This is a genomic window from Constantimarinum furrinae, assembly GCF_014295415.1.
Lineage (GTDB): Bacteria > Bacteroidota > Bacteroidia > Flavobacteriales > Flavobacteriaceae > Constantimarinum > Constantimarinum furrinae.
Map to the genome: position 1 here is coordinate 1,820,545 of NZ_CP052909.1, position 15,540 is coordinate 1,836,084.

General features: G+C 40.1%; 14 protein-coding genes. 7 read left to right on the top strand and 7 right to left on the bottom strand.

Annotation, left to right across the window (positions count from 1 at the left end):
• Nucleotides 1-27: 27 nt before the first annotated feature.
• Genes ALE3EI_RS08330 through ALE3EI_RS08350 form a run of 5 tightly spaced genes read right to left on the bottom strand, consistent with a single transcriptional unit; the run spans nt 28 to nt 3,422 of the window.
• The gene (locus ALE3EI_RS08330; protein ID WP_186987818.1) at nt 28-723 is read right to left on the bottom strand and encodes a DUF1361 domain-containing protein; all 696 of its coding nucleotides are present in this window, start codon (nt 721-723) and stop codon (nt 28-30) included.
• Nucleotides 710-1,105, bottom strand: coding sequence for a ribosomal maturation YjgA family protein (locus tag ALE3EI_RS08335; RefSeq protein ID WP_186987819.1), 396 nt, complete (start codon nt 1,103-1,105; stop codon nt 710-712). The genes ALE3EI_RS08330 and ALE3EI_RS08335 overlap by 14 nt, the downstream gene beginning before the upstream one ends.
• 12 nt (nt 1,106-1,117) lie before the next feature.
• Nucleotides 1,118-2,467 carry a cell envelope integrity protein CreD gene (gene creD / locus ALE3EI_RS08340; protein ID WP_186987820.1) on the bottom strand — a complete coding sequence of 450 codons (1,350 nt, stop codon included), beginning with the start codon at nt 2,465-2,467 and terminating at the stop codon, nt 1,118-1,120.
• Between the two features lie 56 nt (nt 2,468-2,523).
• A complete protein-coding gene (locus ALE3EI_RS08345; protein ID WP_186987821.1) occupies nt 2,524-2,814 on the bottom strand; it encodes a winged helix-turn-helix domain-containing protein in 291 nt (96 codons plus the stop codon).
• 2 nt (nt 2,815-2,816) lie between these two features.
• Nucleotides 2,817-3,422, bottom strand: a complete 606-nt coding sequence (locus ALE3EI_RS08350; protein ID WP_186987822.1) for a hypothetical protein — start codon at nt 3,420-3,422, stop codon at nt 2,817-2,819.
• Between the two features lie 545 nt (nt 3,423-3,967).
• Between ALE3EI_RS08350 and ALE3EI_RS08355 the strand changes: the two genes are divergently transcribed.
• Nucleotides 3,968-4,564, top strand: a complete 597-nt coding sequence (locus ALE3EI_RS08355; RefSeq protein WP_186987823.1) for a hypothetical protein — start codon at nt 3,968-3,970, stop codon at nt 4,562-4,564.
• A gap of 495 nt (nt 4,565-5,059) precedes the next feature.
• Here the strand turns inward: ALE3EI_RS08355 and ALE3EI_RS08360 are convergent, their stop codons facing one another.
• Entirely contained in the window at nt 5,060-7,327 is a 2,268-nt protein-coding gene (locus ALE3EI_RS08360) for an ATP-binding response regulator (protein ID WP_186987824.1), read from the bottom strand.
• Nucleotides 7,328-7,480: 153 nt separating this feature from the next.
• Between ALE3EI_RS08360 and ALE3EI_RS08365 the strand changes: the two genes are divergently transcribed.
• Complete coding sequence (locus ALE3EI_RS08365) at nt 7,481-7,843, top strand: DUF1801 domain-containing protein (RefSeq protein ID WP_186987825.1); 363 nt, start codon at nt 7,481-7,483, stop codon at nt 7,841-7,843.
• Here ALE3EI_RS08365 and kdsA read toward each other — a convergent pair.
• Nucleotides 7,834-8,652, bottom strand: a complete 819-nt coding sequence (kdsA, locus tag ALE3EI_RS08370) for a 3-deoxy-8-phosphooctulonate synthase (protein ID WP_186987826.1) — start codon at nt 8,650-8,652, stop codon at nt 7,834-7,836. The two genes, ALE3EI_RS08365 and kdsA, sit on opposite strands and share 10 nt — an antisense overlap.
• A 419-nt stretch (nt 8,653-9,071) precedes the next feature.
• On the opposite strand from kdsA, the gene typA reads away from it, so the two are divergent.
• The 5 genes from typA to ALE3EI_RS08395 all read left to right on the top strand — a co-directional run bounded on the left by typA (nt 9,072) and on the right by ALE3EI_RS08395 (nt 15,522).
• The gene (gene typA / locus ALE3EI_RS08375; RefSeq protein ID WP_233279942.1) at nt 9,072-10,865 is read left to right on the top strand and encodes a translational GTPase TypA; all 1,794 of its coding nucleotides are present in this window, start codon (nt 9,072-9,074) and stop codon (nt 10,863-10,865) included.
• A gap of 92 nt (nt 10,866-10,957) precedes the next feature.
• A complete protein-coding gene (locus tag ALE3EI_RS08380; protein WP_186987827.1) occupies nt 10,958-11,164 on the top strand; it encodes a hypothetical protein in 207 nt (68 codons plus the stop codon).
• Complete coding sequence (locus ALE3EI_RS08385; RefSeq protein WP_233279943.1) at nt 11,124-12,542, top strand: class I SAM-dependent methyltransferase; 1,419 nt, start codon at nt 11,124-11,126, stop codon at nt 12,540-12,542. The genes ALE3EI_RS08380 and ALE3EI_RS08385 overlap by 41 nt, the downstream gene beginning before the upstream one ends.
• The gene (locus tag ALE3EI_RS08390; protein WP_186987828.1) at nt 12,532-14,028 is read left to right on the top strand and encodes a sulfatase-like hydrolase/transferase; all 1,497 of its coding nucleotides are present in this window, start codon (nt 12,532-12,534) and stop codon (nt 14,026-14,028) included. Before ALE3EI_RS08385 ends, ALE3EI_RS08390 begins: the two co-directional genes overlap by 11 nt.
• 24 nt (nt 14,029-14,052) lie before the next feature.
• Complete coding sequence (locus ALE3EI_RS08395) at nt 14,053-15,522, top strand: sulfatase-like hydrolase/transferase (RefSeq protein WP_186987829.1); 1,470 nt, start codon at nt 14,053-14,055, stop codon at nt 15,520-15,522.
• Nucleotides 15,523-15,540 lie beyond the last annotated feature (18 nt).

The window sequence follows — 15,540 nt, forward strand, 5'->3', positions numbered from 1 at the left end:
TTGCAAAATACACTAATTCCTGAAAATTCAAAATGTATGTCTCGCTTCGCCAGGTAATGGTTCTTCCAAGTGCCTGATAATAAATTTTTTAAATATTAAGTTCATAAATAGCAACAGAATTCCGAAGCCAATAATAAACAGATATGCATCTGTATTTTGGGAAGGAAAGAAGATGATCCTTAATACATCTTTAAGGAGTTGATTGGGTTGTTGTAAAATATCCCACGAATTCCACCGCAATGTCCTTCCGAGAAAAATGCCAAATCCGCATAAAAAAGGGATACACAGAAGCACTAATTTTGAGAACCCATTGCTTAGGTGTCGTTTCAGAACCTTTTCCATTTCGGAAAGTGAAAGTACATACAGGAAAAGCCCGGTGAGTGCAAATGATATAATAAGGATACTGTCCAGCCATAGCATTTCGGGTTGGGTTAACCTTAGATGGATAATATCTGTAACAATATAAGGAGCATTTGGGAGGAACAGCAGCCAAGTGATAAATACCAACCCCATAATTAACTTTGGCTGATTTGTGTTGTTTAACCATAGTGAAATTAAATATGGTAGAATGGCAAGAAAGAGATTCCATGTCATAAAAAGGAGAAAAAAGGACTGGGTAAGTTCCATTCGTAAAGCGAGTAAAGCAATGCTTCCGAATATTCCTAAAAAAAGCAAGGCAAGGATTTTAAAGCGATTGAAGATGATATATTTAAGCGCATTCATTTTTTCGGAATAGTTTTTCGATTAGAATAATGATAAAAAAGCCTGTTAGATAGGCGAGAAGGTCCCACGGATCGAACACCGAGCCCACAACAATTTTAAGAACAGGATTCTGAATGTTCAAGGCTTCAGTGAGATCTGCAAGCTGTAAGAATTCTATTCCGAAGGCAAAAAGTAATACGGTAAAGGCTATCCTTTCCGAAGAAAATGAGAGAAAACTTGTCAGGAAAGTATATAGGAGCAATACTACCAAAACATCGCCCAAAAAACCACGTATAAAAGGATGAACGCTCCAAAACGCTATGGCGACCTCGATGAGCAGCAAGACCAGTGTGGCGATAACATATCGAATTTTAAAGACGAACATCCTTTTTCTATTTGACATTAAAGTTACTTTTTATGATTCGTTACCCCAATCGATCTTACGTGAAGCGAACATAACTATGGCCAGAATAGCGAACAATCCTATACTTCCAACCAACAAGGCGTAGCTTTCCAATTGTATGATCACATATATAAATCCGTATAACGATGCCAGTGAGGTACAAACCAGCAAAGGAAATTTAAATCCTTTGAGTATGGCTCTGGAATAAATGGTGATGAGTGCCAGCACCGATGCTCCTGCTATGGCGTATGACTTAAAGAACGAACTGTGTTCTGAAATGGATATAAGTAAGGTATAGAACATAACCAGAGCGAGGCCGATCATGACATATTGAAACGGGTGAATATGGATTTTACTTACCAATTGGATGAGAAGAAAGACGAGCAAAGTGAGTCCGATGACCATAAACCCATACTTTGCGGTTCGTTCGCTTTTTTGATATTCATCTACGGGAATAATGAGCTTGGTACCGAAGGCAAACTCACTAAGGTCGGGTAGATACCCAAAGAAGGACTGCTCGAACTGTCTGTTGATCTGCAGTACTTTCCATGAGGCACTAAAGCCATCTGCGTTAATATCCCGTGAACCATCTTCAGGTAAAAAGCGTCCGTTAAAACTAGGGGAGTGCCAGTCTGAGTTCATTATTGCGGTGGTTTCTTTACCAATAGGAATAAAATGAAGGTGATCACTTCCATTGATCGTAATAGTAAAAGAAAACGGGATGGGTTTGGTGTTGATGTCCTTAAACGTAGTTATCGGGGTGCTTTGTATGGTGTTGAGGTATTCTTTGTCGTATTGGGGTGTCATTTGCAGTTTTTCTGAATCCAGACCGATCTCCAGCGTATTCCTGATCCCTTTTAAGTTTGATGTTTTGATGAGTAAGGTCGCTTTTTCCCAGAGTATTTTTTCCGAAGGAATATCGCTTCCACTAAAATCGATAAGGGGAAAGTTGCCCGAAATGTTCATGTCTGCAGTAAATACTACCGACTCATAAATACTTCGGTTAAGTTCCTTGCTTTGAACTTTGGTATCTATATGAAGCTTTTCAGGGAAGAAATACGCGTATTTTACAGGCTCGGTAACTAACTTACTATACGTTTTATTCACTTTATTAAAAACAGTTTCTTCTTTAATGGTTTTATAGGGAATTTTTATAATGGGCCCCGAGAACACCACTTCATTTCCCCACTTGTCATTGGTTTCATTAATGACTTCCTGTTGTCTAAGCGCGCGCTCCTGAATGAGTTCCTTCACGAATTGTAAGGGAATAAGTAAAACAAGTAGTAGGAGTCCTACTACGAGCATACGGGCAGTTATAGAGTTGCGTAACCAGTTTGAGAATTTGTTTCTTTTCTGTTCCATAATTTTAAATTAAAAGTACTTTGTATTTCAAAGTAAGTTAGTAAAAATTTTTTGTGTTATTTTTTGATCAGTTTTTCAAGCGCATTAATATGTTTTTTGAATTCGTTATTTCCCAAGGTAGTGGCCGAATAGCGAGTATTCGGTTTTCGTCCAATGAATTGCTTTTGAACCAGGATATATTCGGCCTGTTCCAGAGCTTTAAGGTGGCTTGCCAAATTGCCGTCGGTCACATCCAGTAACTCCTTTAGGCGGTTAAAGTCGGCGTCTTCATTTACCACAAGGATCGACATGATCCCCAGTCGTATTCTATGATCGAATACTTTATTTATATTGTCTATTATACCCACTACTATTGTTTTTTCTCCTGCATACACATAATACTGCCATAAATGATGTGCATCACTCCAAATCCGAAGATCCAAAACCAAAAGCCGTATCCCGGTAGGGCAGCACAAATTAAACCGGCCACGATCTCTACATAACCAAGATACTTAATATTTCCAATAGTATATTTTGAAGCATTCACTAGTGCGAGTCCGTAAAATATCAACATTAGAGAAGCGGTGAGGCCGTAGTGCTGACTGTTTAACTTTATTAGAATGTATATTCCTCCGGTAAGCAATGGGACTATAAAATTAAGTAAAAGTCTTTTGGTGGTGGTATCCCAGATCGGCACCTTATTTTGTTTTGCTTTTCTTGTGGTAAGGAGGAAAGCAGTCACCACACTTAAAACAGCGACCAGCAAAAGCAAGCCAAGAAGCATTTTGAAATTCCAACTGTGTAATACTACAAAATCGCCTTTGGGTAAGAGAAAGAAATAAGCAACAGCAGCTCCGATTATCGCATAAACTCCGGCAAAAATACCGGAGAGACCACTAAGGGAAATAAAGCGGGAAGAACGGTTCATTAAACTTTTGATCTCGCTAATGTCTTTTAAATATTCTTGTTCACTCATAATAAAGTACTTTGAATAACAAAGTAAATATATTTATTCTTATTGGAGTACTATTTTTTAAAAAAATTAACGTTAGGAAAAATCCTTATACAAAACAGGAAAAACCCTGTTGTATGATATGTACTATGTTTCGCATCTTTACCATGCTTAATTAATTGGGGAGTTAATAAAAGCGAAATAAAAGGGTTGCTTTCTAAAAGCGGCCTTTTTTCATTCACCCGTTTAGGTTAAGTTAAGTTTTATATGGGTGATATTGAATTTTAGCTAAGCCCTGCCAATATATCAGGCAGGGTTTTTAGTTTTAATTTACACTCCTTCCTATAAAGTGGTGCTCCCTTTGAATTCATTCACCATAATACCGATTTTTCCTACTTTCATAATGCTTTGATATCGAGTAATTAAGCACTTCTCCGATAAAAATTGTCAATACATCGAAAAATGTAAAGAAAGACCTACCTAGCTATGCAATTTTAACAGGATATGTCTTACATTTCACTTCTCAAATCTGATGAACTACTATGTTTATCTCATTAAATTAAGAAGTTATGAGACATTTAGCCCCCCTGCTACTTATGTTCTTAATAGGAATAACTAGCTACAGCCAGGTTGGAATCAACACCACCGAACCCTCAACCACATTAGACGTAAACGGAGACGTACGAATTAGAGGATTGCGTTCCAATGCCAATGAGATCGTTGCCAAAAAAATAGTTGGTGTCGACGATTTTGGAAATTTTGTCGAAGTTGAAGTCGATGAAAACCTGATCCTTGAAAATAATCGAATTAGAGCCATTAATAGAAGAGAAAAAATAGGGGACATCCCTGTTTTGGGCTTACCTATTATAGATGATCTGGAATTGATCATACTTCCGGGAGAACCCAACGAAGACAAATCTGTGATCAGAATTACGAGTTTGTTAGGTGATGCCTTTATAAGTGGTATAAAAGCCGGTGAAGACGGACAAACCATCTGGTTATATCCTGTGTCTGGAGATATCAACTTCCTGCCAAACAGTTTACTGTCTATCTTCGGAAACCGAATAGAAGCGAACGATAACATGGTAGTGAAAAGATACCATATGGTGAAATTAATGTACGATGGTACACGACAAAAGTGGATCATTATGCAGAATGCCAATTAAGGTGAATAGCCGGGAGCGCATTGGGTATAATTCCAACGCAACTCCATAGTACTACTAAATGCTCCATACGAATACTCGTATGGAGCATTTTCTTATACTATACGGCTTCTTCAATGCAAAGGATATGAAGCTTTAACGCTTCCTTCTACCGGTTCTGTTTTTATAGCCTAGTTGTTAGTTGGGCATGGTTGTCTCTATATTTAATAGAATTAAGGACTAGCTGAGGTGTATGTTCGTCGCCGATATGGTGCGGCAATCTAGGTGATTCCCTCAATGCGCAATCCAACACCACAGTTCTGCAATTCATAATGGGAAAGTTAACGGTAACCGGGCCTGGGGTTGCATGGTGCATTCCCCGACATCCTTCCTTATAGCCACGAAGAGCGACTTTTCATACTACATAGGTATAACGGTTAAGTTAATCTAAAAACGCAGAGAAACGGTCTTTAATTAGATGAGTAGCGTAATGTATTTATGGGAAATGAGGATATGATCTTAAACCTCTATAGTGTCTGTAAACTTCGAAATAGTTTCAATAAATACTTCGTTCTTATAAGGCTTGATTATGATACCATTCATAAGGTTAAAAGAGTTCTTACCTGTGACCTTTTCCTTTTCAACCGCAGTTAGTGCTACTATGGGAATTTCAGTATTGAATGCTCTAATGGCCTCTGTGGCTTCAAAACCATTCATTTCGGGCATGTTGATATCCATTAAGATAAGGTCGATCTTTTTTTCTTTGGCAAGCTGAATGGCTTTACTTCCTCCGTCGGCAGTAAGTACTGTGGCTCCATAGAGCTCAAGGAATTTTTTGGTAACCAATAAATTGATCTTATTGTCGTCAACAGCCAGAATGCATTTGCCTTTAAATAAGGAATCGTTCTTTACGGCGATGTTCTTATTATTTTCTTCAGTTTTTTCCGAACGGTCAAAACAAATCACAAAACTCACTTCGGTTCCCTTGCCTACATCACTTTCAATCTGTAACGAAGTACTGTGCAGATCCAATATCCTCTTAACAATGGGTAATCCCATTCCCGTATGCTGGTATTCGTCTGTGGATTCGGTTTGTGCGAATTCATTAAAAAGCAGGCTTTGCTTTTCTTTCGAAATTCCATCACCGGTATCTTTAATTTTAAATTGGAGGCAGATCTGCTTTTCTATATCCTTTTTACGAGATACTGAAACAGAGACCTTGCCATTCTTTGTGAATTTGGTCGCATTGCTCACTAGGTTTATCAATACCTGAGAGAGCTTCATTTCATCTCCCATTAAATATTCGGGGACATCGTCATTGATGGTAATTTCAAAGGTATTCGGATGTTCGGTATTGATAAACTTGGAGGACTTAACAATATTCTTTACCAAATCATACACATTAAACTCTACCTTGCTCAGCTCTTCTTTTTTGGTCGCATCTATCTGATTTAGTTGCAACACCTTATTGATAAGCCCCAATAAATGATTGGCCGAAAATCGTAGCGATTTAATGTTCTCATCGTGGTGTTTTAGCTTTTTGTCGCTGTCCAATAGCGATGAAACTCCAATAATCCCATACATAGGAGTTCTTAATTCATGGGTAATATTCGAGAATAGGATGCTTTTTGCTCTGGAAAGTTCTTCCGTTTTTTCTTTCTCTTTAAGGTATTTTTTATTCTTGTCGATGACATCTATCAAAAGCCTTTTTCGGCGTCTGTATGAGACGAACAGGAAAATTGAGGAAACAAACAATATGGCCGAAGCGATCTTCACCCATAATATGGTCGTCTCTCGTTTCGCCGCTTCTCTGTTAAACTGTGCCTGCAACGCCTGCGCCTTAAGTTCCTGCTGATATTGATTTAATTTGAATTTTGCCGTCACTGTTTCGATGGCACGAATTTTATCGGTCTTATACTTTTCCTGTCTAAAATGATCGGCCTTTAGAAGATTGGCATAGGCCAATTTGTGATTGCCCAAAACAGAATCAGATTTGGCGAGATACTCATACCCTTCAATTAAAGGATCTGTATACCCCGATTGTGTAGCAAGTGCCACACTTTCTTCCAGATTTTGCTTAGCCAGTTGCGGATCTCCTTTTAGAAAATTTAATTTTCCAACGTTGAGTTTAGCCACCGCCTTATAGGCATCTACCGTCTCTTTGGTGATGTAACTGTTGGTCTGATTTACGTAATAATCGGCATTTGCTACGTCCTTTTTATTTAAATTCAACTCGGCGAGGTTAAAATTCAATATAAATAAATGCGAAGAATCCTTTAATTTTTCGGCCAAAGGAATAGTCTCTTTATAAAGTTTTATAGCCGGTTCAGGTTTTTTCTGAAGGGCATAGTAATTACCCAGATCTATTCGTGCCGTGAGAATACTTCTGTCGGTACTGTAAGCTTTTAATAAGGTGTCTACAGGAAGGTCTTTTTCCTGAAGGGATTCTGCCTCAGCAAGTGTTTCCATAAAGATACGTTTGGCCTGCAGTGTATCCTCAATTTGTACAAACGCATTTCCCATCAAGCTTGACACAGAGAAAATAGATCTGTAATCCCCAAGTTCTCTGGCAAGTTTCAGGGTCTTATCACCCACCTCGATAGTGAGATCGTAATTGTTCTTATAAAACTGATTTCTGGTAAATCGAACAAGCGAATCAACTTCCTTGATCAATTTTTTTCGTTCATATAATTGGGTGGTATCTTTAGAAATAGCGGTGCCCGTCTGCGCATAAATTGGGGCAATGCACAGTATACATACTATCAGGAATGTAGTTACTATCCTCAAGCAGGTTCTGGTGTTAGGGTATCTAAATATATGTATTTTTTCGTCAACCCAATAAAATAATTGTAAAATATTGAAAATGAGTTAATTGTATTTGAAAAAATTCTGAAGATTTTTTAAACACATTGGTAGGCTGATTTTTATTATTTTGGCAGGATGAAACCCGCGGAAGCCTACATACTCAATAAACCCGAGCCGTACCGAAGCATATTGCTCCAGTTACAACTAATTATTGAAAGCAGCCTTCCCGAATTGCAGTTAAAATACAAATGGCATCTGCCGTTTTATTATTTTTCTGAAAAGGAGCCCTTTTGTTATTTAAATCAGTCGAAAAATTATGTAGACCTCGTCTTCTGGCACGGAACACACCTCACTAAGCACACTGAAACTCTCGTCCTGGGAGGAAGAAAGCACTTTAAATCCCTTCGCTATTTTGCCGTCGAAGACATTGATGGTGAAATTCTTGCCGAAGTTCTGGAAGAGGCTACTTCCATGCGTGGTAAAAAGTACTATAAGTGATTTATAGTCTTTCTTATTGCAACCAGATCCTTGAGCAGTTTTTCCAGATGATGAAGGTCAAGCATATTAGCACCATCGCTTTTGGCGTTGGCCGGATCGAAATGTGTTTCGATAAAGAGTCCGTCGGCACCTACGGCAATTCCTGCACGGGCAATGGTTGAGATCATTTCGGGGCGACCGCCGGTAACTCCAATGCTTTGATTGGGCTGTTGTAAGCTATGGGTTACATCCAATACGGTTGGGGCATATTGCTTCATGGTTGGAATCCCCCTAAAATCGACGATCATATCCTGATAGCCAAACATCGTCCCCCTGTCTGTGATCATGGCTTTATCATTGCCGCTATCTGTCACTTTTTTTACAGCGTGTTGCATACTTTCGGGGCTCATGAACTGCCCTTTTTTAAGATTAACGACCTTTCCTGTATTTGCTGCTGCAACAACAAGATCGGTTTGCCGTACCAAAAATGCCGGGATCTGAAGGATGTCCACATACTTAGCAGCCATTGCGGCATCGCTTACTTCGTGAATATCGGTGACGGTAGGGATATCGAATTCTTGAGATACTTTTTTAAGGATCTTTAGTGCTTTTTCGTCTCCAATTCCGGTAAAACTATCGATCCTACTGCGATTGGCTTTTTTAAAACTACCTTTAAAAACAAAGGGAATTTCCAATCGGTTGGTAATGGCAACGATCTTTTCGGCGATGACCATGGCCATTTCTTCACCTTCGATCGCACAGGGACCGGCCAACAGAAAAAAATTCCCGGATCGGGTGTGTTTTAACTTCGGAATTTGATTTAGATCCATAAGAGTATTTTGAGATGCAAAGGTAACCAATTATCAACTTTATTAACCGAAACCCGAAAGGATTTAGCATGTTCGCGTTAGGGGCCTGCCGTAGCTTCTTCATGTCATTTCAGTTTTGCGATGATGAAAAATAGCTATGGCAGGCTTGTAGGAGCGGCATCCCCTGTAGTAAGTTTCGCTACTACAGGGATACAGCGGATAACCCGACCCCTCCGGAGCTCACGCAGAGAGCGAAGGAGAGGGAACGCCCAAAAAACATAGAACCGATGAAGTAAATTAATGCCCGGTATTATCTGCGGAAGTAGCGAATTAATGATTGAAAAGAATTAACGGTTTATTATGTACTAATCCATTAGGAAACACTACTTTTGCGCGCTCGTAAGTGAGACCTGTAACATACTCACTACAAACTGAATATTATGAAGATTAAAAACATAGCGATCATCGCACACGTTGACCACGGAAAGACCACTTTGGTAGATAAGATCATGCATCATTGCAGCCTCTTTCGTGAAAATGAACACACAGGAGATCTAATTCTCGATAATAACGATCTGGAACGTGAACGTGGAATTACCATCACGTCCAAAAATGTTTCGGTGACATACAAGGATACAAAGATCAATATCATCGATACTCCCGGTCACGCCGATTTTGGTGGTGAAGTAGAGCGTGTTTTAAATATGGCCGACGGGGTATTGCTGCTGGTAGATGCTTTTGAAGGGCCTATGCCGCAAACGCGTTTTGTACTTCAGAAGGCGATCGACCTCGGATTAAAGCCCTGCGTGGTGATCAACAAGGTGGATAAGGAAAACTGTACTCCCGAAGAGGTACATGAAGCTGTTTTTGACCTGATGTTTGAATTGGGTGCCGAAGAGTGGCAGCTGGATTTCCCGGCAGTTTACGGATCAGCCAAGCACAACTGGATGAGTGACGACTGGAAGGATCAAACTGATAATATTGAGCCTTTGCTTGATATGGTGTTGGAACATATTCCTTCTCCTAAAGTGGAAGCCGGTAGTGTGCAGATGTTAATCACTTCGCTGGATTATTCATCGTTTACCGGAAGGATCGCTATTGGGCGTCTTCAACGCGGGGTTTTAAAGGAAAATATGCAGGTTTCACTGGTAAAACGGGACGGAAGTACTGTAAAAGCAAAAATAAAGGAGCTTCATACCTTCGAAGGTCTGGGTCGTAAAAAAGTAAGTGAAGTGCATGCCGGGGACATTTGTGCACTGGTAGGTCTTGAAGGATTCGAAATTGGTGATACTGTTGCCGATCTTGAAAATCCGGAAGGCTTAAAGACCATCGCCATCGACGAGCCTACCATGAGTATGTTGTTCACGATAAACGATTCGCCATTCTTTGGAAAGGATGGAAAATTTGTGACTTCCCGTCATATTAGAGAACGTCTTGAACGCGAACTGGAAAAGAACCTTGCACTTCGTGTAAACGCTACAGACAGTGCCGATAAATTTTTGGTTTTCGGACGTGGGGTATTGCACCTTTCGGTACTTATTGAGACTATGAGAAGAGAAGGATACGAATTGCAGATCGGTCAGCCGCAGGTGATCATCAAAGAGATCGACGGAGTAAAATGTGAGCCTGTTGAGGAACTTACCATAGATCTTCCTGAAGAAGTAAGCGGAAGAGCCATCGATATGGTGACACTTCGAAAAGGGGAGATGCAAAGTATGGAAGCCAAGGGAGAACGAATGATCTGTAAATTCCTTATCCCGTCTCGTGGAATCATAGGATTGCGAAATCAGTTGCTTACTGCAACGGCTGGAGAGGCAATTATGACGCATCGTTTTCTGGAATATCAGCCATTAAAGGGAGGAATTCCAGAACGACAGAACGGAAGTTTGGTTTCTATGGAAAATGGAACTGCCATACCTTATTCTATCGATAAATTACAGGATCGCGGGCGCTTCTTTGTGGATCCGGGAGAAGCGATTTACGAAGGACAGGTGATTGGTGAAAATACGCGTCAGGATGATATGACCGTAAATGTAACCAAGACTAAGAAGCTATCAAACGTACGTTCATCGGGTGCCGATGATAAGGCGAAGATCGTTCCGGCAGTTAAATTTTCATTGGAAGAAGCTTTGGAATATATTCAGAAGGATGAATATGTTGAGGTAACGCCCTCACATTTGAGATTGCGTAAAGTTTACCTGAAAGAAGTAGACCGCAAGCGAAACAAACTGTAAATATTCTTGTGATTTGTTTCAATAAACTGATTGATTTTTAGTTTATTTGTTAGCGCAATATTATCATAAGATCATCTTTTTAATTTATCTATATGTATTTTTTGTATTTCGACCCGGGATTAGGAGCAATGATAGTGCAGGCAGTGGTTGCTATGGCGGCCGGAGTATTGCTTTTTTCCAAAAACGTGATGTATAAGGTGAAATCTTTTTTCGGATTGATAAAAGAAGAGGAAGATACTTACGATTCAATTGATATTGATGAGAAGGACACCACAACCGATGACCATAAGCGAGACTAACACACATCAGGCATCATTCAGGGATCCTTCGGGTTATATGTTTCATGACGGTGAAACGCTACGAAGGGTAATACATCCTATCTACTTTCCGCAGTACAATAAACTTAAAGACAGCGGCTTTTTTAAAACTCTTATTGATAAAGGGCTTTTAATTGGTCATGAGGAAACTTCGGCTAGTGCTGAAAACATTATAATCACTCCCGAAAAGATCCCGTTCATAACCAACCCTTACGAGTGGAGTTTTGAGCAATACAAGCACGCCGCTCTTCACACCTTAAAAATTCAGAAATATGCACTTTCCAAAGGGTTTATTCTGAAGGATGCTTCGGCGTACAACGTGACTTTTCACAAGGGGAAACCTGTATTCATAGACACCCTTTCTTTCGATTTCTACGAAGAGGATACACCGTGGCGCGCTTATAAACAGTTTATCACGCACTTTTTCGGGCCTTTGGTGCTTGCTAAATTTCACGGCACCGAAGTGTTTAAAATGATGCAAACGCATATAGACGGGATTCCGGTAAAATTAATAGCTTCCATGTTACCCGGAAAAACTAAACTGAGTTCTACCCTCTATACCAACATTCACCTGCTGGCTAAAATGGAGAGTAAGCACAGCGAAGATTACAAAGCTGAAACCAAAGTTGCCCGATTGTCTAAAAAGGCACAGAGCAATATACTGGAAAGCCTCTTTGATTATATTAAAAAGCTGGAACTTAAAGAAGTTACCGAATGGGGGAATTACTACGACAAGACCAATTACGATACCGAAGCATTTACCGCTAAAAAGGAGCTTATTAAAAGTTGGGTGAGTCCGTTACAACCAAAAACCTTGATCGATGTGGGTGGTAATGACGGAACTTTTGCTCGAACCGTACTGGATACAGTACCTCATGTGATGGTTACCGATATCGATCCCAATGCAGTTGATCATAATTACCGGACTGCCCTTAAGAACAACGAATACAACATGCTTCCTTTTGTGTGTGACGTGCTACAACCCGCACCCGGAATCGGTTTTAATAACACCGAGCGTTCATCGCTTATCGAGCGGTTGCGCGACTATGCTCCGGATGTAACTATGGCTTTAGCTCTGATCCATCACATTACACTTTCAGGGAATGTACCATTTGAGAAATCGGCCGAATTCTTTTCGAAATTTTCAAAACATCTCATCATAGAATTCCCTACGCGCACCGATTCGTGGGTAGAATCCTTGTTAGTGAGAAAACGCGAGTTCATCAATCATTTCGATTTTTATCGCGAAGAAGAATTTGAAAAAGGATATAACAAATACTTCAGCTTAGAGAAAAAAGAAGCTGTTGCAGGTACAAAGCGTATTCTGTATTTGTATAAAAACCTTGAACATGGAGGGTAAGAGAACGGGCAGATCGGGTGGATTCTTCGGCCTGTCGGGCCCGCACCCCTTGCTTATTGCTTTAGCTGCCGGACTCTATCCATTACTGCATTATTACAACGGAAATTTCGATATTGCTGATAGCTGGATACAGTTGTTATTTATGCTGGGCTTGTGTCTGGGATTACCAATCCTGCTGGTTTATGTATCCAAATTCGTTTTTCGCCTTGGATTTTTGCGAAAATTTAAATCCTACCGACTTACAGCGGTGAATCTGGTGGTCTTCTTCGGATTGCTTGGCTTACTTATTTTTCACTTGAACAAAAAAGAGTTAGCCGTTGTACTACTGGTGTCGGCTTTGGCTAGTTTTTTATTATACCGTTTTTTAGGACAGGTAATTATTCTTCAGTTGCTCCTGGCAGTGATGAGTTTTGTGACACTCATTCCGCGGGGCTGGTTTGTTTTAAATTACGATGCAGAATGGACACAGACACCCGATGCGATCACCGAGGTGGTCTTTAAACAAAATCCCAATGTTTACGTGATTCAGCCGGATGGCTATACCAACTTTACCGAACTGAGAAAGGCACCTTATAACCACAGGGATAAAACCTTCGAAAATTATCTTACTGAAACCGGTTTTATTAATTACCCTAACTTCCGAAGCAATTATTATTCAACGTTAACATCCAATTCGTCCATGTTCGCGATGAAACACCACTATTATCAAAATACGTATCCCGGGAATTTAAAGACCTACGGCTCGCAGGAAGTGATTGTAGGATCGCAAAATAATGTATTAAAAACATTTAAGAAGAACGGTTATAAAACCCATCTGGTCACAGACAACTCTTTTTTTCTCACTAACCGGAAACTTTCAAGTTTCGATCATTGTAACATAGATCAGAGCGAAGTGAAATTATATGATACCGGTGGTATTTCGGGAGTGGACATCATTGAGGATTTTCAAAAGTTGCTTCATGGCCAGTCGGACACAAGCAATTTTTATTTTATAGAAAAGACTATCCCCAGTCACATACAGTATACCAAAGCTGCCTCTCTGGGTGTTGAAATGGAGCGGGAAACCTATCTTGAACGCCTCGAAGAAGCGAACGACTGGTTAACGCAGCTTATCACTCTCATTCATACCTATGACACGGATCCATTGATCATTTTGGTTGGAGATCACGGCGGATATGTTGGTCTAAGTTATGTCAAGGAGGTGGAACAGATAAAATTGAGTCCGTTAGAGGCTACCTCGGTATTCAGCAGTCTGCTTTCTATAAAATGGCCCCAAGGATTAAATGCTGAAGGAATTGAGTTCAGGTCTAATGTGAACTTATTCCGGCAGCTATTTGCGGTGATGAGCGGGGACAAGCAATGGCTCAATAATCTTGAAGCCAACGAAAGCTTTGTCCCTTTGTATGATGGGGGAAGTGCCAACTTTTATAAATATATTGATGATGAAGGAAATTCGGTTTTTGAGCAAGTAGAAACGCCGAATTAAATAATTTAAATCGGGTAAGAAAAGATGAAAAGCGATTCGGGATCGAAACGTATTGTTAGGGTTAGCCCCATCGATGCTGCCATAGCGGCAGGGCTATATCCGGTCTTTTTTTACTTTACGAACAACTATACGCTGGTAAATACCTGGGAACATCTGGGTTATTTTGCACTGATGTTCTTATTGGTGCCGGCTGTAGTCTTTTTAATAGCTGATAGAGTTTTCAGGTGGTCATTTTTAAGCAAATGGCACAAATATGTACTCCCTTTTTTAAACAGTTTTGTTTTCCTTTTTCTTCTTAAAGTTTGCTTGTATGCCGGCCTTCAAAAGAAGTTGATACTGGTGATACTGGTATTGGCTTCGGTCTTTTCTTTTTTTCTGTACAGGCACCTAAAAAAGTTGATCCTGCTACAGTTTCTGTTGGCCGCTATAGGATTATTTACATTGGTACCCACAGTAATTAAGCAGCTTAGTTTTTCTACCGAATGGATGAAACAACCCGATGACATTGCTTCAGCTACCTTTAAGAAAAAACCGAATGTTTACTTTATTGAACCCGATGGCTATGTGAATTTCTCAGAATTGAAAAGGGGTTATTACAATTATGATAACTCCGATTTCGAAAATTTTGTCGCCACTCAGGGATTCACCCATTACGCGGACTTCCGCAGTAATTACGCCAGTACCCTGGCAACCAACAGTGCAACCTTTATGATGAAACATCATTATTACAATAAGGGCACCAGTTTTAGCGAAGCTATAGATGCCAGGAATGTTATTATTTCAGACAATACGGTTTTGAACGTATTTAAAAAGAATGGCTACAAAACTCATTTTCTGGCCGAGAAGCCTTATTTATTGCTCAATCGACCTGAAATGGGTTACGACGAGACTAATCTGGATTACGGTGAAGTTGGGTTTATTGGAACCGGCCTGGGAACGCGTCAGGATCTAATGATTCCTTTAAAGCAATATCTTGCGATTGAATCGACCCAACCTAAATTCTTTTTTGTCCAGATCTTTAATCCGGGACATATTGGAAGGAGAGCGGGTAAAACTGCCGGAGCGGAGGAAGAACGGAGGCTGTGGCTCGAAAGTCTGGAACGGGGGAATGCCGTACTTAAGGACATGATTAGTGCCATTAAAGAGAACGATCCCGAGGCATTGATTGTTCTCATGGCAGATCACGGAGGATTTGTTGGGATGGATTATACCAATCAGACGTATGAAAAACTACAGGATCGCGACCTTATTTACTCTATTTTTAGCAGCAATTTACTTATCCACTGGCCGAATGATGACATCCCGGAATACGATACTACATTGATATCGTCTGTTAATTTGTTTAGAATCCTATTTGCCTATTTGACTGAAAATGAAGAATACCTCGAACATCTGCAGGATGATGAGTCGTTTGTGATCGTTAATAAGGGCGCTCCAAAAGGCGTGTATAGATATCTGGATAATGAAGGAAAGGTTGTTTTTGAAAAGTTGTGAGCGTACATTCAAAATTTC